The sequence below is a fragment of the Hymenobacter seoulensis genome (assembly GCF_054780535.1).
This window is the reverse complement of sequence record NZ_BAAGWD010000001.1, coordinates 949,845-970,790: the sequence shown is the minus strand read 5'-3', so window position 1 is coordinate 970,790 and position 20,946 is coordinate 949,845. Positions and strand designations below refer to the sequence as shown.

Below are 20,946 nucleotides of genomic sequence, written 5' to 3'. Positions count from 1 at the left end.
AAGTGAGCGTAATGCCGGCCAGGCTAAGGGAGGGTTTCCACCGATTCGATGCCTAGTAGCACCCGGTCGGTTTGGTGGCCGCCGCGCAGAATGGCGCGCCCGTACAGCAGCACCCGCCGGCGCCCCAGGTTAGGGAAGGTGGCCTCTATGGTCAGCTTCTCAATACGGGTGGTTTCGGAGGCTGGGTTGAGCAGGTCGGTTAGCTGCTGCCGTAGCGCTGGCGTATCCCAGGCGCCGTTGCACAGCGAGGTAAAGGGCTGGCCCTGCACTTTCTCTGGCGCTACCTGAAATGTATCGGCAAAGGCCTTGCTAACGGTAAGCACGCGCAGCTCCCGATCAAGGGCGAGCAGGGGCTCGCGCACGGTTTCCACTATGCTTTCCGCCGAGCGAGCCGCTTCCTGCAATTGGGCTTCCAGCTTCTTAAGCCCTGTTACATCTGTAAACGTAATGACGGCGCCACTGATGTAGTTATCGAGGGTGCGGTAGGGCAGAATGCGCATGGTGTACCACTCGCCGCTCGTCGTCTGAATATTGGTAGAAATGCTCGTGAGGCGGTCCAGCACCTGGCGTACATCGCGCAGCAAATGCTCGTAGCGCAGGTTGGAGGCAAAGTGCAGCAAGGGGCGGCCCACATCGGTGGGCATGAGGTGAATGATGCGCTCTACGGGCGGCGTAAACCGCTTAATGGCCATGTCATTGTCGAGAAAAATGATGGCAATTTCGGTGGCGTCCAACAGGTTTTTCATGTCGTTGGCCGTTTCCGAGAGCTCCTCCGTTTTGGAGAGGTACTGCATGTTCATGGTCATCAGCTCCTCATTAAGGCTCTGCATTTCCTCCTTGTTGGTCATGGCCTCCTCATTGGTGCTTTGCAGCTCCTCGTTGGCTGATTGCAGCTCCTCGTTGATGCTCTTCATTTCCTCCAGAGAGCTTTCCATTTCTTCCAGGGAGGTTTGCAGGCGGTACTTGGTGTAGTGCAGCTCTTTCTCCAGGGCGGCTACCACCTCGTCGCGGCTCAGGTCGGGGGTGTAGCGGCTGCCTGCGGCCTTGCGCAGCCGGCGGGGGGTAGGCTGGTCCTCGAAGACCACCATCAGGAGGCTGGAAAGGGCATTGGGCTCATCCAGAAACTTTACAGAGAGGCGCACCAGCTGCTGGCCGCTTTCCGTTTTCAGCCGCACATTCTCCACCATTACATCCTGGCGGGTTTCAGTGGCGCGGTGCACGGCTTCGCCCAGCTCAAAGGTGAGCTCTTCGCGGGCCATATCGAAGAGGTTCATGCCGCTGAGGCCAGGCGCCGGCTCCAGATACTTGCCTGTACGCCCATTTACGTACAGTATTTCGCCTTTGCTGTTGATAACCACGGCCGGTGGGGCATACGCGCGCAACAACGTCTTCTGCACTAACGCGGCGAATGCACCGCCCTCGGGGCGGCTTGATACGGATGATGACATAAGCGCACTAGGGGCCGAGGGCAAGCTGGGGTGCCGGGCCAGAGAAGATGGAAAATTGGCCAGCCTGGGCAAAGGCGTAGCGGAGTCGGAGCGGCGCGAAATCTTCCACTTCAAGTCCAAGGGCTGAAACAAGTCCTGGAAGCCGGTTATGTTTTCGCTGGGGCCAAGGAACAAGATGCCGCCAGGGTTAAGGGCATAGTGAAATACCGGCAGCAAATTGCGCTGCAGCTCAGCACTCAGGTAGATAAGCAGGTTGCGGCAGGTGAGTAAGTCCAGCTTCGTGAAAGGCGCATCCTTATGGATGTTGTGCAGGGCAAACACCACCATGTCGCGCACATCCTTCCGAATTTGGTAGCGTCCTTCCTGCTTCGTGAAAAAGCGCTGCAGCCGTTCGGGGCTTACATCGGCCGCAATGTTTTCGGGGTAGGAGCCTTGGCGGGCAAACTCAACTCCTTCGGGCGAAATGTCGGAGGCAAACAGCTGAATTTTTAGGTAGCGGTTGGCCGCCAGCTCATCCAGGCACTCTTGCAAGGTCATGACCAAGGAGTAGGCCTCTTCGCCGGTAGAGCAGCCGGGCGCCCACACCCGAATGGTGCTGCCGGTTTCCTTTTCGCGCAGCATGGGCAGCAGGTGGCGCTTCAGGCTGTCGAAGGCTTCCGGGTCGCGGAAAAACTTGGTTACGCCAATCAGCAGCTCCTTAAACAGGTGCTCTACCTCCTGGGGGCTTTCCTGCAGAAAGCGCACGTAGTGCGAAAACTCCTTGATTTGGTGCGATGCCATGCGGCGCTCAATGCGCCGAAACACGGTGTTGCGTTTATAAAAACTGAAGTCGTGGCCGGTTTGCGCCCGAATGAGCAAGAATATCTTTTGAAGGGCCTGAGCGGGCATGGTACCGTCTGCTAGGTTGCGGGCAGGGCGCAGGTGCAGCGGACTCTCGGCGTACTCCAGCAGCTTAGCTGGCATCAGTTCAGGAGGCAGTACAAAGTCTACGAACTCCGTGGCCATGGCCGAGCGCGGCATGGAGTCGAAGGCCGCCGTTTCGGGGTCCTGCACCATCACCATGCCGTAGTTTTCCATGATGAGCTTCAGGCCTAGGGTGCCATCAGAGCCCAACCCCGAAAAAATGATGCAGATGGCCCGGTCGCGGACATCTTTGGCCAGCGTTTGCAGAAAGAAGTCGATGGGCAAGTGGTGCCCTTGCGGCTCCGTGGGAGTCAGCAGCACAAATCGGCCCTGGAGCAGGCTCAGGTCGTAGTTCGGCGGAATGACGTACACATGGTTGGGCACCGGGCGGGTTCCTTCCTGTACCTCCTCCACGGGCATAGCAGTAAAGCGCTGCAGTACCTCTGGCAAGTGGCCGTTGGCAGTTGGCAGCAGATGCATCACTACCACAAAAGCCATTCCGTTGGTAGCCGGCAGATGTTTGAAAAACCGCTCCAGTGCCTCAATGCCACCCGCCGAGCCACCCAGCGCTACAATCGGAAATTTATCAATGGCAAGCGGTACCGCTTTGGGTTTGGCTAAAGCGCCGGCTGGCGCCGGGTTCGCCTCCTCAACGGAGCTAGTAGCAAGCAGCCCGTCTTCAGCCGGGCTCTGGGGAGCATCTGAGTTCATGTGCAAAGAAATTCGGCCCGACGAGCATGCTTCGGGTAGCTGACCAAAGAAGGGGGGCAGCCTTAGGTCAAAGCTATCTATTTACTGGTCGGACTTTGGTAAGTAGGCATTTTTTCCGTGGAAATAGAAGCTCAGCCGAAGCCTCAGCGGGCGAATACACGTAGTATATAGCTGACTTCCAGACCCCGGCTTCAGCGTAGTTTTTCATTCTCTCTAGCTCTGTTTTTTGTGTCCGGCACTCCTTCTTTCCTAATTGTCATTGGAACCTCGGCGGGCGGCATGCCAGCCCTGACGCGGTTAGTAGCTCAGCTTGATGCCTCCTTGCCCGCAGCGGTGTTGGTTGTACAGCACCTCTCGCCCGACTCTACCGGCGAACCGCTGGTGAACCGGCTTAATTTTCATACCTCTATGCCGTGCCAGCTGGCTAGGCACCACGTGCACATTAAGGCCGGGCATCTGTACTTAGGCCCTCCTGACCGGCACTTGCTCATCAAAGACAACCATCTGCTGGTTACGAAAGGTCCGCGCGAGAACAATTATCGCCCGGCCGCCGATGCCTTGTTCCGGTCCGCCGCCGTTGCCTACGGCCCCAACGCCATAGGAGTGGTCCTGACGGGTATGCTGCACGATGGCACTGCCGGGCTTGAGTTTATTAAGCGCTGCGGAGGTACGGCCGTGGTGCAAGACCCTGCCGATGCCGAGTTCCCGAGCATGCCGGAAACTGCGCTGCGCGGAGTAGCCGTTGACTTCGTAGAACCCCTGGACTCAATGGGAAGTTTGCTGGCTGAGTTGGTGACAAGGCCGGTAGCTGAGCAAGGTGCCGTATCGATACCGCAGGATTTGATAATTGAAGCCTCAATTGCCGAGCGTGTTATGGGAACTACGGAGGAAGTAACCAAAATCGGGCACCAGATTCCGCTTACCTGCCCTGATTGCGGCGGAGCGCTCTGGGAGCTGAACCAAGGCAAAATGCTGCGCTACCGCTGCCATACCGGCCACTCCTTTACGGCAGATAGCCTGCTGAAAGAGTCGCAGCAGTCATTGGAGGAAACCTTGTGGGTGGCGCTGCGCATGATGGAAGAGCGCAAAATCCGGCTAACCAGCATGGCAGTGCGCGGCGAAGGCTACTGGAGCGTGCAGCAGGAAGAAAAGCTGGAGGAAGTAAAGAAGCACATCAACCGCCTGCGCGAGTTCCTGGTGAACGGCCAGAAATACGAGAACCTGAACCGGACTGATGGTATGCGCGGGACAGTATCCTGAAGACTAGGTGGGTTGCTGGCGCCAACCGCCCAATTGGCGGGATGGTGCAGCTAGCCAAAGCGGCTTGGCAAGCAACCGTGCAGGGAAGGTTACCGTTGAGAAGCAAATGGCGCCCTTGTGGCGCGCTGCCTTTTCCTAGCCCTTACCTTTCCGCCAATGGCAACCAAACGCACCGCTTCCGATGACATCTACGCCGACTTCAAGCGCGATGTTAATATGACTACTGCTGAGCTGGAAAAGTGGCTGAAAACTCCCGATTCTAAGGCAGTGGGGCAGGACAGCGGCGACGGTACCAGCATTGGGCACCACTCAGGCGAGGAGATTGTGCGGATTCTGCGCAAGAAGAAAGCCGATTTCACGGAGGCCGACGAGCAGCACATGCACAAAGTACACAGCTACATCAGCCGCCACCTGGCCCAAGGTCCGCACGACAAATCTGACGTGGAAACGTCGCGCTGGCGCTATTCGCTTATGAACTGGGGCCACGACCCCATGAAAGACCGGTAGGTACTAGGTCGTTGCAGAGCCGAAACCGGTTGATGACAGCCAGGGCCCTAGTACCCTAGCTGGGCAGCAAGGCAGCCGGCAAATGAATCCGGAAAGTGGTGCCGCTGCCCAGAGTGCTGCTCACCTCAATGTGGCCGCCAGCCTGCTGGACAATGCGGTTTACGAGGTAAAGGCCAAGGCCAGAACCGGGCACATGGTCGTGGAAGCGCCGGAACATCTGGAACAGGTCAGGCCCGAATCGGCTTAAATCCAGGCCTAGGCCATTATCCTGCACCAGCAGCAAGGGGCTGCCAGCCGCAGTAAGGCGGGTGGTTACGCTCACTACCGGTGGCCGATCGGGGTGGCAATACTTGAGGGCATTGCTGATTAGGTTGTACAGAATGCTTTGCAGATTGAGGCGGGCAAATAACAAGGCGGGTACTACCTGAAAATCAAGCTTAAACTCAGCTTTTCGCTCCGTAGCCTGGGTGCCGATGCTCTGGATAATGCTTTCGGTGAGCTTTTGTAAATCAACGGCTTCAATGGGGAATTCCTGATTCTGGCGCTCGGCCTGTACTACCTGCGCCAGCCCCTGAATGGTGCCCTGAATCTGGTGCAACGCCTCCTCAAACATGGTCATCAACCGCTCCGCATCGGGGTCGTGGAAGGTAGCGGTGCGCTTGAGCTCCTCGAACACGCCGGCCATATTGTGCACCGGCTGCTGCAAATCGTGCGAGGCTGTGTACACAAAATTGTCCAGGTCTTGGTTGATGCGCGTCAGGTGCTCGTTGGTAAGGCCCAACTGGGCATTGGCGGCTTGGGCTTTGTCGTTGGCTAGGCGTAGCTCCTTGTTGGAGGTGGCCAGCTTCTGGCTTGCTAGCTGCAAGGCCTCCGTCAACTCTTTCTGCTGATGAATATCGGTGTTGGTGCCAAACCACTTCAGCGGGGTGCCTTGCTCATCGCGCAGGGGTAGGGCCCGTACCAGAAACCAGCGGTACCGGCCATCGGTGCGGCGTAGGCGGGCTTCCACTTGGTAAGGCTGCCCGGTTTGCAGAGACACGTTCCAGAGCCGACGCATAGTGGGCAAATCCTGCGGATGAAAGAAGTCCATCCAGCCCGTGCCAATACCTTGTTCTGGTTGGCTGCCCGTGAACGAGATCCACTGCTCGTTATGGTACTCTACTTCACCGGTAGAGCTGGCCGTCCAGACTTGGTTGGAAATGGCATTGGTGAGCGTGCGGAACTCCATTTCGCGCTGCTCCACCTGCCGGCGCGCCAGCACCAAGTCGGTTACCTCGTAGGCAAACACCAGCACCCCATCAATCCGCTCCTGCTCATCATAGCGGGCCTGAATGATGTAGTTGAAATACAGCTCTTCAATAGGGCCCTCTTCGTAGCGTGCTACCGGCACAAGTAGAGCTTGATCTTCGTGGGTTTCGCCCGTTTCGTACACGTGGCGCAGGTTCCGGTATATGGCCTGGTCTTTCAGCTCGGGCAGCGCTTCCAAAGTAGGCAACCCCGCCAGCCGCCGCCCCGGAAACAGCTGCTGGTAGCCCGGGTTTACCAGTTCAAACACGAAGTTCGGACCATCGAGCACGCAAATGGCCGCCGGTGCCTGCATGAAAAACCGCTCTAGCCGGGCCCGTTGCCGCTCGGCCTCGGCGTGGGCCGCCAGGCTTTCCTTGGTGCGGGCTGCTACCCGGTTTTCAAGCTCAACGTTGTTGTTCAGAATTTCGGAGTTGGCCGATAGTAGCTCCTCATTAGCAGCCGCCAGCTCCTCGTTGGTAGCGGCCAGTTGCTGCTCACTTTCCTCTACGCGGCGCCGGGACAATACCTGCACGGTTACCTCGTAGGCAAATACCAGAATGCCGTCAATGGCACCGTCCAGATTGCGCGTTGCCTGGTAAATAAAGTTGTAGTACCGCTTTTCCAGCTCCTGCACCCCGGAGTTGTTGTGGTCGAGCTGTACCAGCATTTCGGTAGCGAAGTACGTTTCGCCGGTGCGGTACACCTCATCCAGCAGCTCAAATATAGGCTGGCCGGCCAGCTCAGGCATGGCTTCTCGAATGGGCTTGCCTAGCAACGGCCGGGTACCCACCAGCTGCTGATACAGCGGATTAACAAGCGTGAAAACGTGCTCCGGGCCCTCGAAAATGGTAATCATGGCCGGGGCCTGCATAAACAGGTGGTGCAGGCGGTTGCGCTGCGCTTCGGCTTCGGCGCGGGCCGCTTTTTCGCGGCGCTGGCTTTCGCGCAGGGCCAGCTCCACGGAGGTGCGCGTCTGCTCGGCCGTATCGGTAAAGCTCACTACCAGCCCTTCGCCCACGCGCCGTGCGGCCAAATGAAAGTAGTTATCTAGGTTGTCGCCTTGGTAGTTAATCTGATAATACTCCGGCTTACCCGAGCGGAAGGCTTGGCAGTGAAACTCGAAAACGCCGGTAGGCTGGGTGTGCGGAAACAGCTCCAGATAGGTTTGGGCCGGCTGGGCCGGCAACTGCAGCATCTGCTGAGCTTTCGGGTTGAGGTGCACAATCCGGAAGTCCACAATCTCGCTGGTACCAGCCGCTGCATACAGCGGATGATAGAGGGCTATTCCGGTGAGGGAAATATCCAGAATGCCTTGTAACAGGTCGTTCGCCGCGAAAATATCCTCTGCATCCGGGATACTAAAGGCAGAAGCAGGAGTGGGTTCAGGCACAATAACACGCAGCAAAAAGCCAGAAGATCAACTCACTAAAGGTGGCTCTGAGCACAACTTAAGTACCAAATACTGCTCTTGTACTTTAAATGTTGTGTTGTAGCCTGCCTGGTCCCTGCCAGCACGAGGCTGGAGGGGCGCTTACGTAATGCGACGAGGCTAGTAACCTAAGCGCCTAGCTGCTTTCGGCGGTGATGTCCGCCACGGTAAATCCGGCGGCGGTAAGTGCCTTAACAATAGCTTCTTTGCCGGGGTCGGTGGTCGCCACGGCTACTTCCGCCTCGCCGGCTTCCAGCAGGTCAACCACTAGGCCCAGGCCAGTGAGTACCTGCCGAGCCTGGCCAATGTTTTCCTGGCTGGATAGGGGCGAAATCTGTAACCGGTACCGGATCAGTTGGGTAGGGTTCGAATCGGGAGGGGTGCTGTGCATGGCATGAGTAATGATAGGGGTGGAAAGCGAAACCAGGGCCAAGCCCACTTCTATGTACTCTAATGGGCGAGCGAAGTTATGTTGAGTCGGCTCTAGGGCGGTTGCCAGGCAATCCTGTAGCTTCGTGCTTTCCGGCGCAACCGGCCTTTGCTTTGCGCGTCAGTAGCCCATCCTCACTTTTCATGCTTCCCTCCCGAATGACTTCTTTTTTCCGCCCGGCCGCTGTGGCCGCGCTTCTGGCCCTGGCGGCCCCGGTACTGGCCAAGGCCCCGCGTGAGCTGACCTACACCGTGAGCATGGACCCGGCCACCAACAGCAACGCCTTTCAGGTGAAGCTGCAGCTGCCCAAGCTCAAGAAAAACCAGGCCGTGTATCAGTTTGCAGCTACCGCGCCCGGCACCTACCAGGTAATGGACATGGGCCGCTTCGTGAGCAACTTCCAAGCCTTCGACGACAAAGGCAAACCGCTGGAAGCCAAGCAAATTTCCACGAACCAGTGGCAGTTGAGCAAGCCCGAGAAAACCCGCGAAATCCGGTACACCATTGCCGAAACCTGGGATACGGAAGTAAAGGAGCACAACATCTACCGTATGTGCGGCTCTTCGCTGGAAACCGACCACGCCCTGCTCAACGGGCAAACCTTGTTGGGCTACCCCCAGGGCATGCAGGATAAGCCCCTGCGCCTGAAGCTGGAGTACCCCAGCGGCTGGAAAGCGGGCTCGGTGCTGGTAACTGATAAAGACGGCTACTACAACCTCAAGAACTACGACCACGCCGTTGACTCGCCGATTTTACTAGGCCGCCTGACGGAGGCAAGCACCAAGCTAGGCAACGCCGATGTGGCCCTGTACTGCTACTCCGCCACCGACAAGGTGCAGGCCGAGCCGCTGCTGGGCTACATGCAGAAAATGCTGAGCGCTGCCCAAAGCTTTTTTGGGGGCCAACTGCCCGTGCAGCGCTACGCCTTCCTGTACCACTTCGCCGACCGCTCGGCAGGAGCTTGGGAACACTCCTATAGCTCCGAGTATGTGCTGCGCGAAACGCCGCTTACGCCGGAGTCGGCGCAGGGGGTAGTGGATATTGCCGCCCACGAGTTTTTCCACGTGATGACGCCGCTCAACATCCACTCTGAGGTAATTGAGCGCTTCAATTTTGTGGAGCCCACGGGCTCGGAGCACCTCTGGCTGTATGAAGGCACCACGGAGTGGGCCTCGCACATGATGCAGCTGCGCGGCGGCTTGGTACCCCTGGATGATTACCTGGGCATGCTGCACGACAAAGTGCAGTACGACCGCACCCGCACCGATACCACCTACAGCCTGAGCCGCCTGGGCCTGAACTCCTTCAGCGACGAAGGCCAGCAGCAGTACGGCAACATCTACCAGCGTGGCGCTCTCACGGCCGGCCTCCTGGACCTACGCCTCCTGGAGCTAAGCGGTGGCAAGCGCGGCCTGCGCGACGTGCTGGTAGAGCTTGCCAAGCAATATGGCCCTAGCAAGCCCATCAGTGAGAAGAATTTCTTCCAGGATTTCACCAAAATGACCTACCCCGAAATCGGGGACTTCTTTAAGCGCTACATCCAGAATGCGGAGCCGCTGCCCTTACAGGAGTACTACGCCAAAGTGGGTATCCGTTACGAGCCCATTCAGCACACGGGCAAGCAGGTTGCCACGCTAGGGCCACTAGGCCTCGCGCCCCGCGAAACCAGTGTGTACTTCACCAAAGTAGGCGGGCCAACGCAAGCGGCCGGTATTCAGGTTGGCGACCAGCTAGTGGCAGTGGATGGCGTGCGCAACGACTTTACGGCCCTGCGCCGCGTTTCTAGCCGTCAGCCGGGCTCTGAGCTGCCTATCACCATCAGCCGTAACGGGCAAGAGCAAACCGTGCGCGTAAAGCTGGGCAGCACTGAGGAGGTGAAGCGCTACGTGTTTACGCAGGACGCTGCCGCTACGCCAGCCCAACTGGCCCTGCGGGAGGTGTGGCTTAAAAACCTGTAAGCTGCTGCCTAGGTAGCGCTAGGGCTTAAACCGCCTGAAATCAAAAAGCCCCGGCAAGAGTTGCCGGGGCTTTTTGCGTAGGGGCCTAGGGGCACAGAAGCTAGGTCAGTGCGGAGCGGCCAGGCACTTCAGAAAAGGCGGCTGAGGCAATGCGGGTAGCCGCCTTAATGTCGCCGGCGGCATCACAGTAGCAGACGACGTATTCGGGGATGGTGTACGATGGCAGGGGAGTGTGGTCGATGTGGGGACTGCAGGCGTTGCGGGCAATGCATTGCCAGGGTTGCTGGCCATAACGCCGGTAGAGGTAGGCAAACAAGCCGCGCGGCGTATCAAAATCCAGGCGCCGGCCGGCCGGAACCTCGTGGAGCTGCAACGCTACCGAAGGACGAATTGTGGACTGGGTACGCATTGGGGTTGATTGTTAGGAGAAAAATGCCGCCCAAGCCTGCTTACATCGTGGCGGCTTCATAACAATCAAGTTAGCATAATAAAGTTGTTAACTGCTAGGTAGTTAGCGGCGAAATAAAACTGATTTTGGGTGCGTGAAATACGGAAGCTGAACCGAGCGCACGGGGGCAATGCCGCAACCCACTAGGTAGTGCCACCCATACCCCTAGGTCCTTCAGAGAGCCCAACCCCGGCTACTGCTCAGCGGCCACCACATACAGCGGGTCTTCCACAATATTAACTTCAATGAGGGCGTCGGCATTGCGTAGCAGCTGGCGGCAATCGGGGCTGAGGTGGCGCAGGTGCAGCGTTTTGCCGGCCTTGTGGTAGCGCTCCGTGAGTTTGTGTAGGGCCTCGATGCCTGACATATCGGCCACCCGGCTTTCGCGAAAGTCAATTACTACCTCAGCCGGATCGGTGGCAACCTCGAACTTATCGGTGAAGGCCTGCACCGAGCCAAAGAAAAGCGGGCCGTAGATTTCATAGTATTTCACGCCGGCCTCATCCAGGTACTTGCGGGCCCGGATGCGTTTGGCGTTTTCCCAGGCAAAAGCCAGCGCCGAAATCACTACCCCCAGCAATACGGCCAAGGCCAGGTTCTGGGAAACGGCCGTCACGAGGGTAACCAGCACCATCACGAGCACATCGGTGAGCGGCATGCGGCGCAGAATCCGGAGGCTGGCCCACTCGAAGGTGCCAATCACCACCATAAACATGACGCCCACCAGCGCCGCCAGCGGCAGCCGCTCAATTAGCGAAGAGCCCACCACCACAAACAACGCCAGCGCCACGGCCGCCACTACCCCCGAGAGCCGACCTCGCCCTCTCGACTCCAGGTTTACCATGGTTTGCCCAATCATGGCGCAGCCGCCCATGCCGCCGCAAAAGCCCGATACGATATTGGCCACGCCTTGCGCTACGCAATCTTGGTTGCCGCGGCCGCGCGTGTCGGTTATTTCATCCACCACCGTTAGCGTCAGCAGACTTTCCGTAAGTCCCACCAGCGCCATGATGATGGAATAAGGAAAAATGATGCGCAGCGTTTCCCAGGTTAGTGGCACCAGGGGCAGATGAAACTGGGGCAAGCCGCCCGCAATGGACGCAATATCACCCACTGACTTGGTTTCCAGCCCGCCCAAAAGTACGAGAGCCGACACCACAATAATGGCCGTGAGGGAGGCCGGCACAGCCTTCGTGAGCTTGGGCAGAAAATACACAATAGCCATGGTAAGGGCTACTAGGCCCAGCATGAGCAGCAACGGGGTGCCCGTAAGCCAGTGCTCGGCGCCGGCCGCATCATGCGTTTTAAACTGCTCTAGCTGAGCCATGAAAATGATTATGGCCAGCCCGTTCACAAAGCCAAACACCACGGGCTGCGGCACTAGCCTGATAAACTTGCCAAACCGCAGCACGCCCACGCCAATCTGAATCAGGCCCATCAGGGCTACGGCGGCAAACAGGTACTCCGCGCCGTGCTGCGCTACTAGGCTCACAATCACTACCGCCACTGAGCCGGCGGCTCCGGAAATCATGCCCGGCCGTCCGCCCAGCAAGCTGGTAAGCAGGCAAATGATAAAGGCCGAGCCAATGCCCACCAATGGGCTGATATGCGCCAGCAAGGCAAAGGCCACCACCTCGGGTACTAGGGCTAAGGCCGTTGTGAGGCCGGCCAGGATTTCGTTTTTAGGATTGACCTTATACTGTGCCAGATAAGGCAGGAACGTGGGCATACGGAAGGGCAAGACAAGACAAAAGAAAAGCCGCACGCTCCCGGCTAGGAAGCGGCGGCGCAGGGCAAGCCAGCCAGCGCTCAGGGTGGTGTGAGCGGCAAGAAATGCAAAGAATAAGCTGACATGTGCAGCCGCAAAGATAGATGGCGGCAAGCGTCGGGCGGAACTACTAGGGTGGTATCGACTTAAAACCGGTTCATAAAAAAGCCCCACCTAGTACCTGTTCGGCAGAGGGGAGAGGCTCCGGCCGTTAGGTACCAAGTGAGGCAAGCGGTTTTAGCAGGCCTAGTGGGCGTGGAAGGTAAGTACCGGCTGCGCCGCGTTCAGGGCTACACTTTCCGAAACACTACCCTGCAGCAAGTGGCTAAGCCCCGTGCGGCCATGCGTCAGCATCACCACTAAGTCGGCGTGGGCCTGCTCCGCAAAGCGCGGAATGCCAGTGGTGGCGCGGGGCGCATCAAATACATCGGGTTCGTAGCGCTTGAGCTGGTGCCGCTGCGCAAAGGAGTGAATGCTTTCCAGGGCGGCTTCGTGGCGGTCGGCGGAGGGCACCACGTCCAGTAGGTGCAGCAGGGCGTCGGGGAATATCTCCTGCAGCTGCCGCAGGCTAGGAATGGCGCTATCGGCTTCAGGCGAGAAATCCGAGGCAAACACAATGTGCCGAACCTCGAAATGCGGCGCCGGATGTTTTACCGTGAGCACGGGGCAGGGTGCGCGTCGCACAATATGCTCGGTATCAGTGCCCAGGAAATACTCCTGCCAGGAATTGTGCTTCTGAGCGCCCATCACCACCAAATCGATATCCAGCTCCTGAATCGTGTCCAGTACCGCCGACTCGAACTCTGTAGTATGCGTGGTGTGCACCAACTCCTGCACTTTTACCCCGGGGGCCAAGTGGTGCGCTTCATCTATCAGCTCGTGCATGCGGTGCTTTACTACCTGCAGCATTTTCAGGGTGAATACATTGTTGAGGCCGCCGCCGCCCGCTAGCCCCCCGGTGGAGGCAAACCGGGCAGTTTCGGGCAGCTCCACTACGTGCAGAAGCGTAACCCGCCCGGCCGTCCGGTGCGCCAGCTGCATGGCTACTTCAAAGGCGTTGTGCGCTTCGGCAGAAAAATCGGTGGGGACCAGGATATTTTTCATGGGAGTAGCGGAAGGGTAGGGAGAACAAGAGAGCAGGCTAGGTACAGACGAGCTGTATATACTGCATAATTTAAATATAATTTTGTCTGGTGTCAAGGAAAGAGCCAGCTATATTTTACGGTGTCAAGGATATGTTCATGCAGGTAGCCAGAGAGTTATGAAGGAGTGTAGGCGTTTATCTGGGGTTTGCTGCTGTACAAGAGCTAGTACAGCAAGCTTGGGCTAAACCCACCAATGCCCAGACCCAAAGCATAACATCACTTCGGACCCGGGCATTGGTGGGGAACTGCTCACAAAGTCTTTTTCAGAGCAGCCTACCTGAAAAGCAGCTATTCGCCGCCGTAGCGGCTTTTGCCCCCGCCGCCGGCATCCATGCGCACGATGCGGGGCAGGAAGGACCCTAGTACATCTACCAGATCTTGCTGGTGGGCCATAACTTGGTGAATGTCTTTGTAGGCCATCGGGGCCTCGTCTAGTCCGCCCCCAATGAGCTCAATACCATGGTCGCGGAGGTGGCGGCGTACATCGCCTTCAGAAAGGTTTTTCTTGGCCTCCGTGCGCGACATACGGCGGCCCGCGCCGTGCGAGGCCGATTGGATGGAGTCTCGCTCGCCGCGGCCCCGTACAATAAATCCGGGCGCCGTCATGGATCCCGGAATGACGCCGAGTACCCCTTTGCCAGCGGGCGTTGCGCCCTTGCGGTGCACAATGGCTTCGCGGCCATCGGGCAGGGTTTCTTTCCAGGCAAAGTTGTGGTGGTTTTCCACTTTTGCCAGCGGCTTCTCACCCAGGGCCTGGCTAAGGCGGCGGTGAATGTCGCGGTGGCAGGCCGAGGCGTAGTCGCCGGCCAGGTTCATGGCGCGCCAGTACTCCTGGCCTTCCTGGGTGTCGAGGTCGAGCCAGGCGAGGTAGCGCGCTTCGGGCGGCAGCGGGCACTTGCTCATGGCCACCTTGGTGTAGTGCTGGGCAATGGCGGCGCCCAGCCCCCGCGAGCCGCTATGCGACAACAAACCCAGGTACTGCCCCACGGGCACGTCCAGCTCATTATCAGGGCTAGTAATATCTACAATGCCCCACTCCACAAAGTGGTTGCCGGAGCCCGAGGACCCGAGCTGGTTGATAGCAGCTTCACGCTTGCCCCGCACCACGGCAATTTCCTTGAACTCCGGCCGGTCCAGAATCGGGTCGTCGGTGGGATTCTTGAACACTTCTTTGCCGCCAAAACGGGTATGGTTGTGCAGCAGCTTCTTGAGTTCCTGAGTGCGCTGCTCCAAGTAGTGCGGGGGTAAGGGGAATACCGACAGCGCCATGCGGCAGCCAATATCCATGCCCACGCCGTACGGAATCACGGCGTTATCCACGGCCAGCACCCCGCCAATAGGCAGGCCGTAGCCTTGGTGGGCATCGGGCATCAGGGCCCCATCAAGCGTAACGGGTAGCTTCATAGCGGTGTCCATCTGCTTGCGGGCGCCATCCTCAATAAAGGCTTCGCCGTAGCGGCGGTAGTCCTTTATCTCAGGGTTGAGGCCTACGTCGCGCTTAGGGTCGGGCACGAATTCCTTGGCCAGTTCCCGCCACAAAGAGTCGCGGAGGTAGGCATAGGGGTCTTCCTTGATTTTTTGAAGTAGAGCTAGGGCGCTGCCTTTGTCCATTTTTTTTAGCTGCCGGTCTTCCAGAATATCAAGCGCCAGCGTGGTGGCGCGGCCTTCGGGGTAGCCTATTTTGCGCAGGTCGTTGCCGCGCAGTTTGTTGGTTGCCATAGTGTAGGAGAGAAGGGTGGTACCAGGTTGTAGCGGGCAGATGGCGTACTAGGTTATGGTTGAGCTTGAACCAAGAGCCGCCTTCCTGCTAGCCCGCCGTTAGGGCTCAACCCATGCTAGCTCGTCCGAAACATGGCCCGTGGTTTCGCGTTGGCGAACTTGCAGGCCGCGTGGCTCTCACTGGGGAACTACTCCGCGCGTTGTTGCTTTATACCTCTCTGGGAAGAAAATTTCCTAGCCCTCTTATGTCCATGAACCCACTCGAACTAGATAAAGCCACGTTTCAGAATTCCTTTGTGGAAGAGCTGCGCGGCGAAGACTCCGGCGACAACCGCCCCCGGCAAGTGCCCGGCTACACCTACTCCCGCGTAACGCCCACTCCCGTGCAAGACCCACGGTTGCTGGCCTGGTCCGAGGACCTGGCGGCTTACCTTGGCCTAGTGCGCCCACCCGAGCGCGGCCCGGCCGTAGATGCGCTAGCGGGCAACCTCGTGACCTCCAGCATGAAGCCCTTTGCGGCCCGCTACGGCGGCCACCAGTTTGGTAACTGGGCCGGGCAGCTCGGCGACGGCCGCGCCATTTCGCTGGGTGAGCTGACAGCTACTGATAACACCATCTGGGAAGTGCAACTGAAAGGCGCCGGCCCCACACCGTACTCTCGCCGCGCCGATGGCCGGGCGGTGCTGCGCTCCTCGGTGCGGGAGTTTCTGTGCTCCGAGGCCATGTACTACCTCGGCGTGCCCACCACCCGCGCCCTCAGCCTGGTAGCTACCGGCGACCAGGTAGTGCGCGACATGTTTTACAATGGCAACGCCCGCCCCGAGCCCGGTGCTATTGTGGCCCGCGTGGCGCCTACCTTCATTCGGTTCGGCAACTTCCAGATTATGCTGGCCCACGGCGAGATGGACAACCTACGCGCCCTCGCCGACTACGTCATTCGGCGCCACTATTCCGAGCTGGGCGAGCCCTCGCCGGCGGTGTATGTGCGCTGGTTTGAGGAAGTGTGCCGCCGTACGGCCGTCATGATTGCGCACTGGATGTCGGTGGGCTTTGTGCACGGCGTGATGAACACCGATAACATGTCCATCCTGGGCCTCACCATCGACTACGGCCCCTACGGCTGGCTGGAGCCCTACGACCCCGACTGGACGCCCAACACCACCGACTTTGGCGGGCGGCGCTACGCCTTCGGGCAGCAGCCGCGGGTAGCACTCTGGAACCTGATGCAGTTGGGGCAGGCCATTTCGCCGCTGGTAGAGGACGTGCAGCAATTGAATCCGGCCCTTGATGTGTACATCCAAACCCTGGAAAACACGCGCCACGACATGATGCTGCGCAAGCTGGGCCTTACCTCCCTAGCCCGCACCGAGGACCAAACCCTCTTCGATGACTTGCACGAAGTATTAGCCGCTTCGGAAGTGGATATGACGCGATTCTTCCGCCAGTTGTCTCACACGGCCCCAGCTGTACTGACGGCCCCGGAAACCGAGGATGCTGCCTTGCGCCTACTGCTACAAGATGCGGCGTACTCCATGGCTCCCGCCGAAGAGCAAGCCTTGCTGGCGTGGCTGCAACGCTACCTGCAACGCCTGCGGCAAGAGCAAGCTAGCCCGGAAGCCATTCGGGAAAGCATGCTGCAAGGCAACCCCAAGTATGTGCTGCGCAACTACCTGGCCCAGCAAGCCATTGAAGCCGCCGAAACCGGCGACCTATCCTTGCTTAACCGCCTGATGGAAGTGCTTAAAACCCCGTTCGCGGAGCAGCCCGAGCATGATGACCTGGCCGCCAAGCGCCCTGACTGGGCCCGCGAAAAACCAGGTTCCGCCACGCTCTCGTGCAGCTCGTAAGCCCAGCTTTGATTTAGTAAACACAGAAAGCCCTGGCAATTGTCGGGGCTTTCTGTGTTTACAGGGGCTAGCAGTTACATATCTAGCACCAGCACTAGGGCATTTTCACTGAGGGCTTCCAGCTCTATTTCGCTCGTTTCCCACAGCGCCAGGCCGTCTTTTTCATGTAGCAACCGGCCTGCTACCTCAAAGGCCCCGGCCAATACAAATACAAAGAGCTGCCGGTTGGCGCCTCGAAGCGTATGAATGGCCTCGTGCCGGCCGGCAAACCGGCCTAGGCTTAGTGAGAAGGGCAAGGCCGACCCCACCTCGGCAGCCACCACTTCCGTGAGCGTGTTAGCTATTTCCGGCGCCTCGAAGGTGTATATGTGGTCGGAGAAGGAGGCTTCGGGTTCGGCGGTTAGCCAAAGATGCAGAAAGCTGATCAGCTCTGTATCATAAGGGTTGGTGAACTGTACGGTGCTTTGGGCCGGCAGCGTCAGGAGCTGGATTTCCTCCACGTGCACCAAGGCGGCGTAGCCGGGCGAGGCCGTCACTTTCACGCCACCGGTGATGGGGATAACCAGCAGATGAGAAGCCTGCTCGGCCACCAATTCCAGGCTGTGCGAGGTGGCCAGTGTTTCTTCATTCAGCCCAAAAAGGCCACCGAATGCGCCCTTGTGCTCATGCTGAAAGCTACCGAAGCTAAAGGTGCTGTAGCGCCGGTGCTGTGCCGATTCTGCTAGCCCCCGTTGCTCGGCCAAGTACATCTTGCCGGGTGTGTGCCGCATCATGGTACTAGGCAGGTTGCAAGGAGTGGATAGACAGGTAAGGCTGCAGCTGAATCAGGTGCGTCAGGGTTTCAGCGCTAGGCTCTTGCGGCGCCGAAACCAACAGGTACGTCCCGATGGTGTCGTGCCACACGAGCGGTTCCGAGTAGAAGTTGATGGCTACCTGGTGCCGGGCTTTATCGAGTAGGTCGGAGTTGATGATTTCAAATTGAAACTGGCTGAACGGCAGGAAGTGCCGGCCCAGGTTGTTGAGCACTTCCGGCACCAGGCCGCCCAGCTGCTGCAAGTACCCGCGTACGGCCGCACTCACCAGAAAATGTAGCTGCCCGGCGCCGGGCGCGTGCTGCACTAGCTCCCCAAACGTCCGAAACCGCCGCTCCTGATTGAAGTACTGTGCCTGCAGGCGAAACTCCGCGTACGTATCCTCGAACACCAGCTTATCCCAGGGCTGAGCGGAGCTGGCATCCATAATTTTTCGATAGCACAACGTGATGCGGCGGTCGGCCATAATGCAAAAGGAAATTTAGGCGGGAGGTTGGGGGCCAAAAGAGGGCTAGGCGGCCACGGCAAAGGCAATGGAAAGCTCAAAACCGGCCGTGGTGCTGCCCGTTACGGTAGCCAGCTCTTGCGAAACCCCGTCGCTGAACACGTTGTCGTTGGCATTGGAAGTGTAGCCGCTCATGCCTTTGGTGTAGCCGTTCACAGCCGCCACTGCCGAGCCGGTGCCTTCCGGAAACGCAATCTGGGTTACTTTAAGCGAGGTGCCACTTGCTGAATAGATATGCACATGAATGTGGGTGGCGCGGCCCGAATACCAACCCGGAAAAATGGAGGTAAACGTGACCTGCCCGTTGGCGTTGGTGGTTTGGCGGCCGCGCAGAAAGTGCACCGCCTGGTAATTAGTTGACTGCATGCCTGAGCCACCGTACTCGGAGTAGTTGCCTTGCGCGTCGCAGTGCCAGATATCTACCAGGGCGCCGGCCAGTGCCGCGCAGCCTGCATTGCTGTTCGTAATCGTGATGGTAGCCGTCAGTTTATAGCCCGAACGGCCATCCGTGATGTCACTGCGCACATAAGAGGCCGGCACTTTGGTTGGGAAGGGCCCTTGGGTTTCGGTGGGAGCTACGGCACAATTGCTGGTGCTGCCTGTGCCGCCAGTTGCCCCGCCGGTGCTGGTGTCGGGCGCAACGGTTTCGGCGTCTTTGCTGCAAGCGGCCAGCAGGGCGGGCGTCGAGATGGCGCCTACCAACAGGCTTTTAAGGAAGTGCTTTCTTTCCATGGGGTAGTGAGAAGGATAGGTGAGGTAATGCAGCGAATTTGTGTCTCGAAGGTGGGCACCTGAGCCGCACTAGGTCGCCTGCAATCGACAACCCTGCCGGTATTCCCGACGAACTCCGACTTTCTTTCGCGTGGTAACTGACTTGTTTTCTGCGGCCAAAGCAGAAGCTGGTGGTCCGGTTGGTGCGCATCAGGCCCTCGTTCCCGACCTTTGCCCGCATGCACACCCTAGCACAGCTGCGCGCCGGAGAGCTGGCCGGCACCCAACGCCTCGACCTATCAGCCGGCCTCACCGAGTTTCCGCGCGAAATCTTTGACCTGGCCGACACGCTGGAAATCCTGAACTTCTCGGGCAACCAGCTCTCCTCACTGCCCGATGACCTGGGCCGGCTGCGGAAGCTGCGCATCCTGTTCTGCTCCGATAATTTGTTCACGGAAGTGCCCGCCGTGCTAGGGCAGCTGCCGGCGCTAAGCATGGTGGGCTTCAAAGCCAATCAGATTCAGACGCTGCCGGCAGCGGCCCTCTCACCCAACTTGCGCTGGCTGATTCTCACCGATAACCAACTCCGGGAGCTTCCCCCAGAAATTGGAAACTGCACGCGGTTGCAGAAGCTGATGCTGGCCGGTAACCAGCTGCGGGAGCTGCCCACTACCCTGGCCGCCTGCACCAACCTGGAGCTGCTGCGCATTGCCGCCAACCGCCTCACGGAGTTGCCCGCGTGGTTGCTTACCCTGCCGCGCCTCACGTGGCTGGCCTACGCCGGCAACCCATTCAGCGAGGCGCCCGAAGCCGCGGCCTTGGCTAAGCATCCTATTCAAGCAATTTACTGGCAGGAGTTAACGGTGCAGCAGCAGCTAGGCGAAGGTGCTTCGGGCAACATCTACCGCGCTCAGTGGATTGCCCCGGCCGCTGTGCCGCAGGACGTAGCCGTGAAAGTGTTTAAAGGCGCCGTAACCAGCGACGGACTGCCGCACAGCGAGATGGTGGCCTGCATTAGTGCCGGCACCCATCCACACCTGACCACAGTAGAAGGCAAGCTCACCGGGCACCCAACCGGCGCCGAAGGCCTCGTGCTCAAGCTCATTGACCCGGAGTTTCGTATTCTGGCCGGGCCGCCTAGCTGGAATTCCTGTACGCGCGATGTATACGGGCCGGAGGCTCAGTTCAGCCCCGCAACGGCCCTGCGCATTGCCCGCGGCATTGCCAGCGCCGCCCAGCACTTGCACGCCCAGGGCATTCTGCACGGCGACCTATACGCCCACAACATCCTCACCGATGCCCACGGCCACGCCCTGCTTAGCGACTTTGGTGCCGCCTGTTTTTTCAATCCTGCTGATGCCGAAACAGCCCAGGCCTTGCAGCGCTTAGAGGTGCGTGCCTTTGGCTGTCTGCTAGAGGAGTTGCTGGACCACTGCCACTTCTTACCCACGGACTTGAGCGCCCATCAAACCCTAGCAGAATTACAGCGCCGCTGCCTGTTGCCGGCGGTGGCAGAGCGCCCCTTGCTGACCGAGGTGGTGCAGGCACTTGCCGAGGTTGAGCTGGCGGAAGATCCTGGCCGCTAAATCTGCCGGCTCAGCCACGTATAGGCCGAAGCTACGTCATCAAATAGCACTACCATGGGGCGCGTTACAAACTGCATGGCCGTATCCATAGACTTGCGCGCCGACCAATGCGGTGGGTACACCCAGGCTACATAGCGCATGCCTTTATCGGCGAGTAGGCTGTAGTAGCTGCCGCCTACCCAGCGGGCGCCGCCCTCCCAGTCGCTGGTTACCTGGCTGTTGTCGTTAAGCATTTTGCGGCACGGGCGCTGCGCCAGCAACTGTAATATCAGCTCGCCACCGGTCTGGGCTGAGGTTGCATCGTGCGTGCCTTTCCATTCCACGTACAACCAGTGGTTGTTGAGGTCATAGCAGATAGAAAGGGAAGGGGTATCGTAGAGTTGCTCCATACGTACGGCCAGCGAAAAGACGGAAGCATCCAAGTCAGGTTCTGGAAGATAAGCGTTTCATTTCAACCTCGAGAGTAAATTAT

The 20,946-nt window shown here is 58.9% G+C and carries 16 protein-coding genes; 5 read left to right on the top strand and 11 right to left on the bottom strand.

What is annotated here, in order from left to right:
• Positions 1-23: 23 nt before the first annotated feature.
• A complete protein-coding gene (locus ACYVHC_RS04210; RefSeq protein ID WP_460612417.1) occupies positions 24-3,062 on the bottom strand; it encodes a CheR family methyltransferase in 3,039 nt (1,012 codons plus the stop codon).
• A gap of 228 nt (positions 3,063-3,290) precedes the next feature.
• Here ACYVHC_RS04210 and ACYVHC_RS04205 point away from each other — a divergent pair, with 228 nt between their 5' ends.
• Together ACYVHC_RS04205 and ACYVHC_RS04200 are read left to right on the top strand one after the other, a co-directional pair.
• Positions 3,291-4,322, top strand: a complete 1,032-nt coding sequence (locus tag ACYVHC_RS04205) for a chemotaxis protein CheB (protein ID WP_460612416.1) — start codon at positions 3,291-3,293, stop codon at positions 4,320-4,322.
• Between the two features lie 156 nt (positions 4,323-4,478).
• Positions 4,479-4,829 carry a DUF3140 domain-containing protein gene (locus ACYVHC_RS04200; RefSeq protein ID WP_460612415.1) on the top strand — a complete coding sequence of 117 codons (351 nt, stop codon included), beginning with the start codon at positions 4,479-4,481 and terminating at the stop codon, positions 4,827-4,829.
• Between the two features lie 55 nt (positions 4,830-4,884).
• Here ACYVHC_RS04200 and ACYVHC_RS04195 read toward each other — a convergent pair whose 3' ends face one another.
• The gene (locus ACYVHC_RS04195) at positions 4,885-7,506 is read right to left on the bottom strand and encodes a PAS domain-containing sensor histidine kinase (protein ID WP_460612414.1); all 2,622 of its coding nucleotides are present in this window, start codon (positions 7,504-7,506) and stop codon (positions 4,885-4,887) included.
• 175 nt (positions 7,507-7,681) lie between these two features.
• On the bottom strand, positions 7,682-7,936 hold the full coding sequence (locus tag ACYVHC_RS04190; protein ID WP_460612413.1) for a hypothetical protein: 255 nt from the start codon (positions 7,934-7,936) through the stop codon (positions 7,682-7,684).
• Positions 7,937-8,133: 197 nt separating this feature from the next.
• On the opposite strand from ACYVHC_RS04190, the gene ACYVHC_RS04185 reads away from it, so the two are divergent.
• Complete coding sequence (locus tag ACYVHC_RS04185) at positions 8,134-9,933, top strand: M61 metallopeptidase family protein (protein WP_460612412.1); 1,800 nt, start codon at positions 8,134-8,136, stop codon at positions 9,931-9,933.
• A gap of 100 nt (positions 9,934-10,033) precedes the next feature.
• On the opposite strand, the gene ACYVHC_RS04180 is transcribed toward ACYVHC_RS04185, so the two are convergent.
• The 4 genes from ACYVHC_RS04180 to ACYVHC_RS04165 all read right to left on the bottom strand — a co-directional run bounded on the left by ACYVHC_RS04180 (position 10,034) and on the right by ACYVHC_RS04165 (position 15,013).
• Positions 10,034-10,342: a hypothetical protein gene (locus ACYVHC_RS04180; protein WP_460612411.1), complete on the bottom strand. Its 309-nt coding sequence runs from the start codon at positions 10,340-10,342 to the stop codon at positions 10,034-10,036.
• Positions 10,343-10,574: 232 nt separating this feature from the next.
• A complete protein-coding gene (locus tag ACYVHC_RS04175) occupies positions 10,575-12,110 on the bottom strand; it encodes a SulP family inorganic anion transporter (protein WP_460612410.1) in 1,536 nt (511 codons plus the stop codon).
• A 285-nt stretch (positions 12,111-12,395) separates the two neighbouring features.
• A complete protein-coding gene (locus ACYVHC_RS04170; protein ID WP_460612409.1) occupies positions 12,396-13,253 on the bottom strand; it encodes a universal stress protein in 858 nt (285 codons plus the stop codon).
• A gap of 329 nt (positions 13,254-13,582) precedes the next feature.
• Entirely contained in the window at positions 13,583-15,013 is a 1,431-nt protein-coding gene (locus ACYVHC_RS04165) for an RtcB family protein (RefSeq protein WP_460612408.1), read from the bottom strand.
• A 251-nt stretch (positions 15,014-15,264) separates the two neighbouring features.
• Here ACYVHC_RS04165 and ACYVHC_RS04160 point away from each other — a divergent pair, with 251 nt between their 5' ends.
• Entirely contained in the window at positions 15,265-16,860 is a 1,596-nt protein-coding gene (locus ACYVHC_RS04160) for a protein adenylyltransferase SelO (protein WP_460612407.1), read from the top strand.
• A 74-nt stretch (positions 16,861-16,934) separates the two neighbouring features.
• Here ACYVHC_RS04160 and ACYVHC_RS04155 read toward each other — a convergent pair whose 3' ends face one another.
• The 3 genes from ACYVHC_RS04155 to ACYVHC_RS04145 are packed head-to-tail and all read right to left on the bottom strand — an operon-like array spanning position 16,935 to position 18,909.
• Entirely contained in the window at positions 16,935-17,633 is a 699-nt protein-coding gene (locus ACYVHC_RS04155; protein WP_460612406.1) for a pirin family protein, read from the bottom strand.
• Positions 17,634-17,637: 4 nt separating this feature from the next.
• Positions 17,638-18,138 carry a hypothetical protein gene (locus ACYVHC_RS04150; protein ID WP_460612405.1) on the bottom strand — a complete coding sequence of 167 codons (501 nt, stop codon included), beginning with the start codon at positions 18,136-18,138 and terminating at the stop codon, positions 17,638-17,640.
• A gap of 45 nt (positions 18,139-18,183) precedes the next feature.
• Positions 18,184-18,909, bottom strand: a complete 726-nt coding sequence (locus ACYVHC_RS04145) for a peptidase associated/transthyretin-like domain-containing protein (RefSeq protein ID WP_460612404.1) — start codon at positions 18,907-18,909, stop codon at positions 18,184-18,186.
• 218 nt (positions 18,910-19,127) lie between these two features.
• Here ACYVHC_RS04145 and ACYVHC_RS04140 point away from each other — a divergent pair, with 218 nt between their 5' ends.
• Positions 19,128-20,474, top strand: coding sequence for a leucine-rich repeat-containing protein kinase family protein (locus ACYVHC_RS04140; protein ID WP_460612403.1), 1,347 nt, complete (start codon positions 19,128-19,130; stop codon positions 20,472-20,474).
• Here the strand turns inward: ACYVHC_RS04140 and ACYVHC_RS04135 are convergent.
• Positions 20,471-20,896, bottom strand: a complete 426-nt coding sequence (locus ACYVHC_RS04135) for a SpoIIAA family protein (RefSeq protein WP_460612402.1) — start codon at positions 20,894-20,896, stop codon at positions 20,471-20,473. The two genes, ACYVHC_RS04140 and ACYVHC_RS04135, sit on opposite strands and share 4 nt — an antisense overlap.
• Positions 20,897-20,946: the final 50 nt, after the last annotated feature.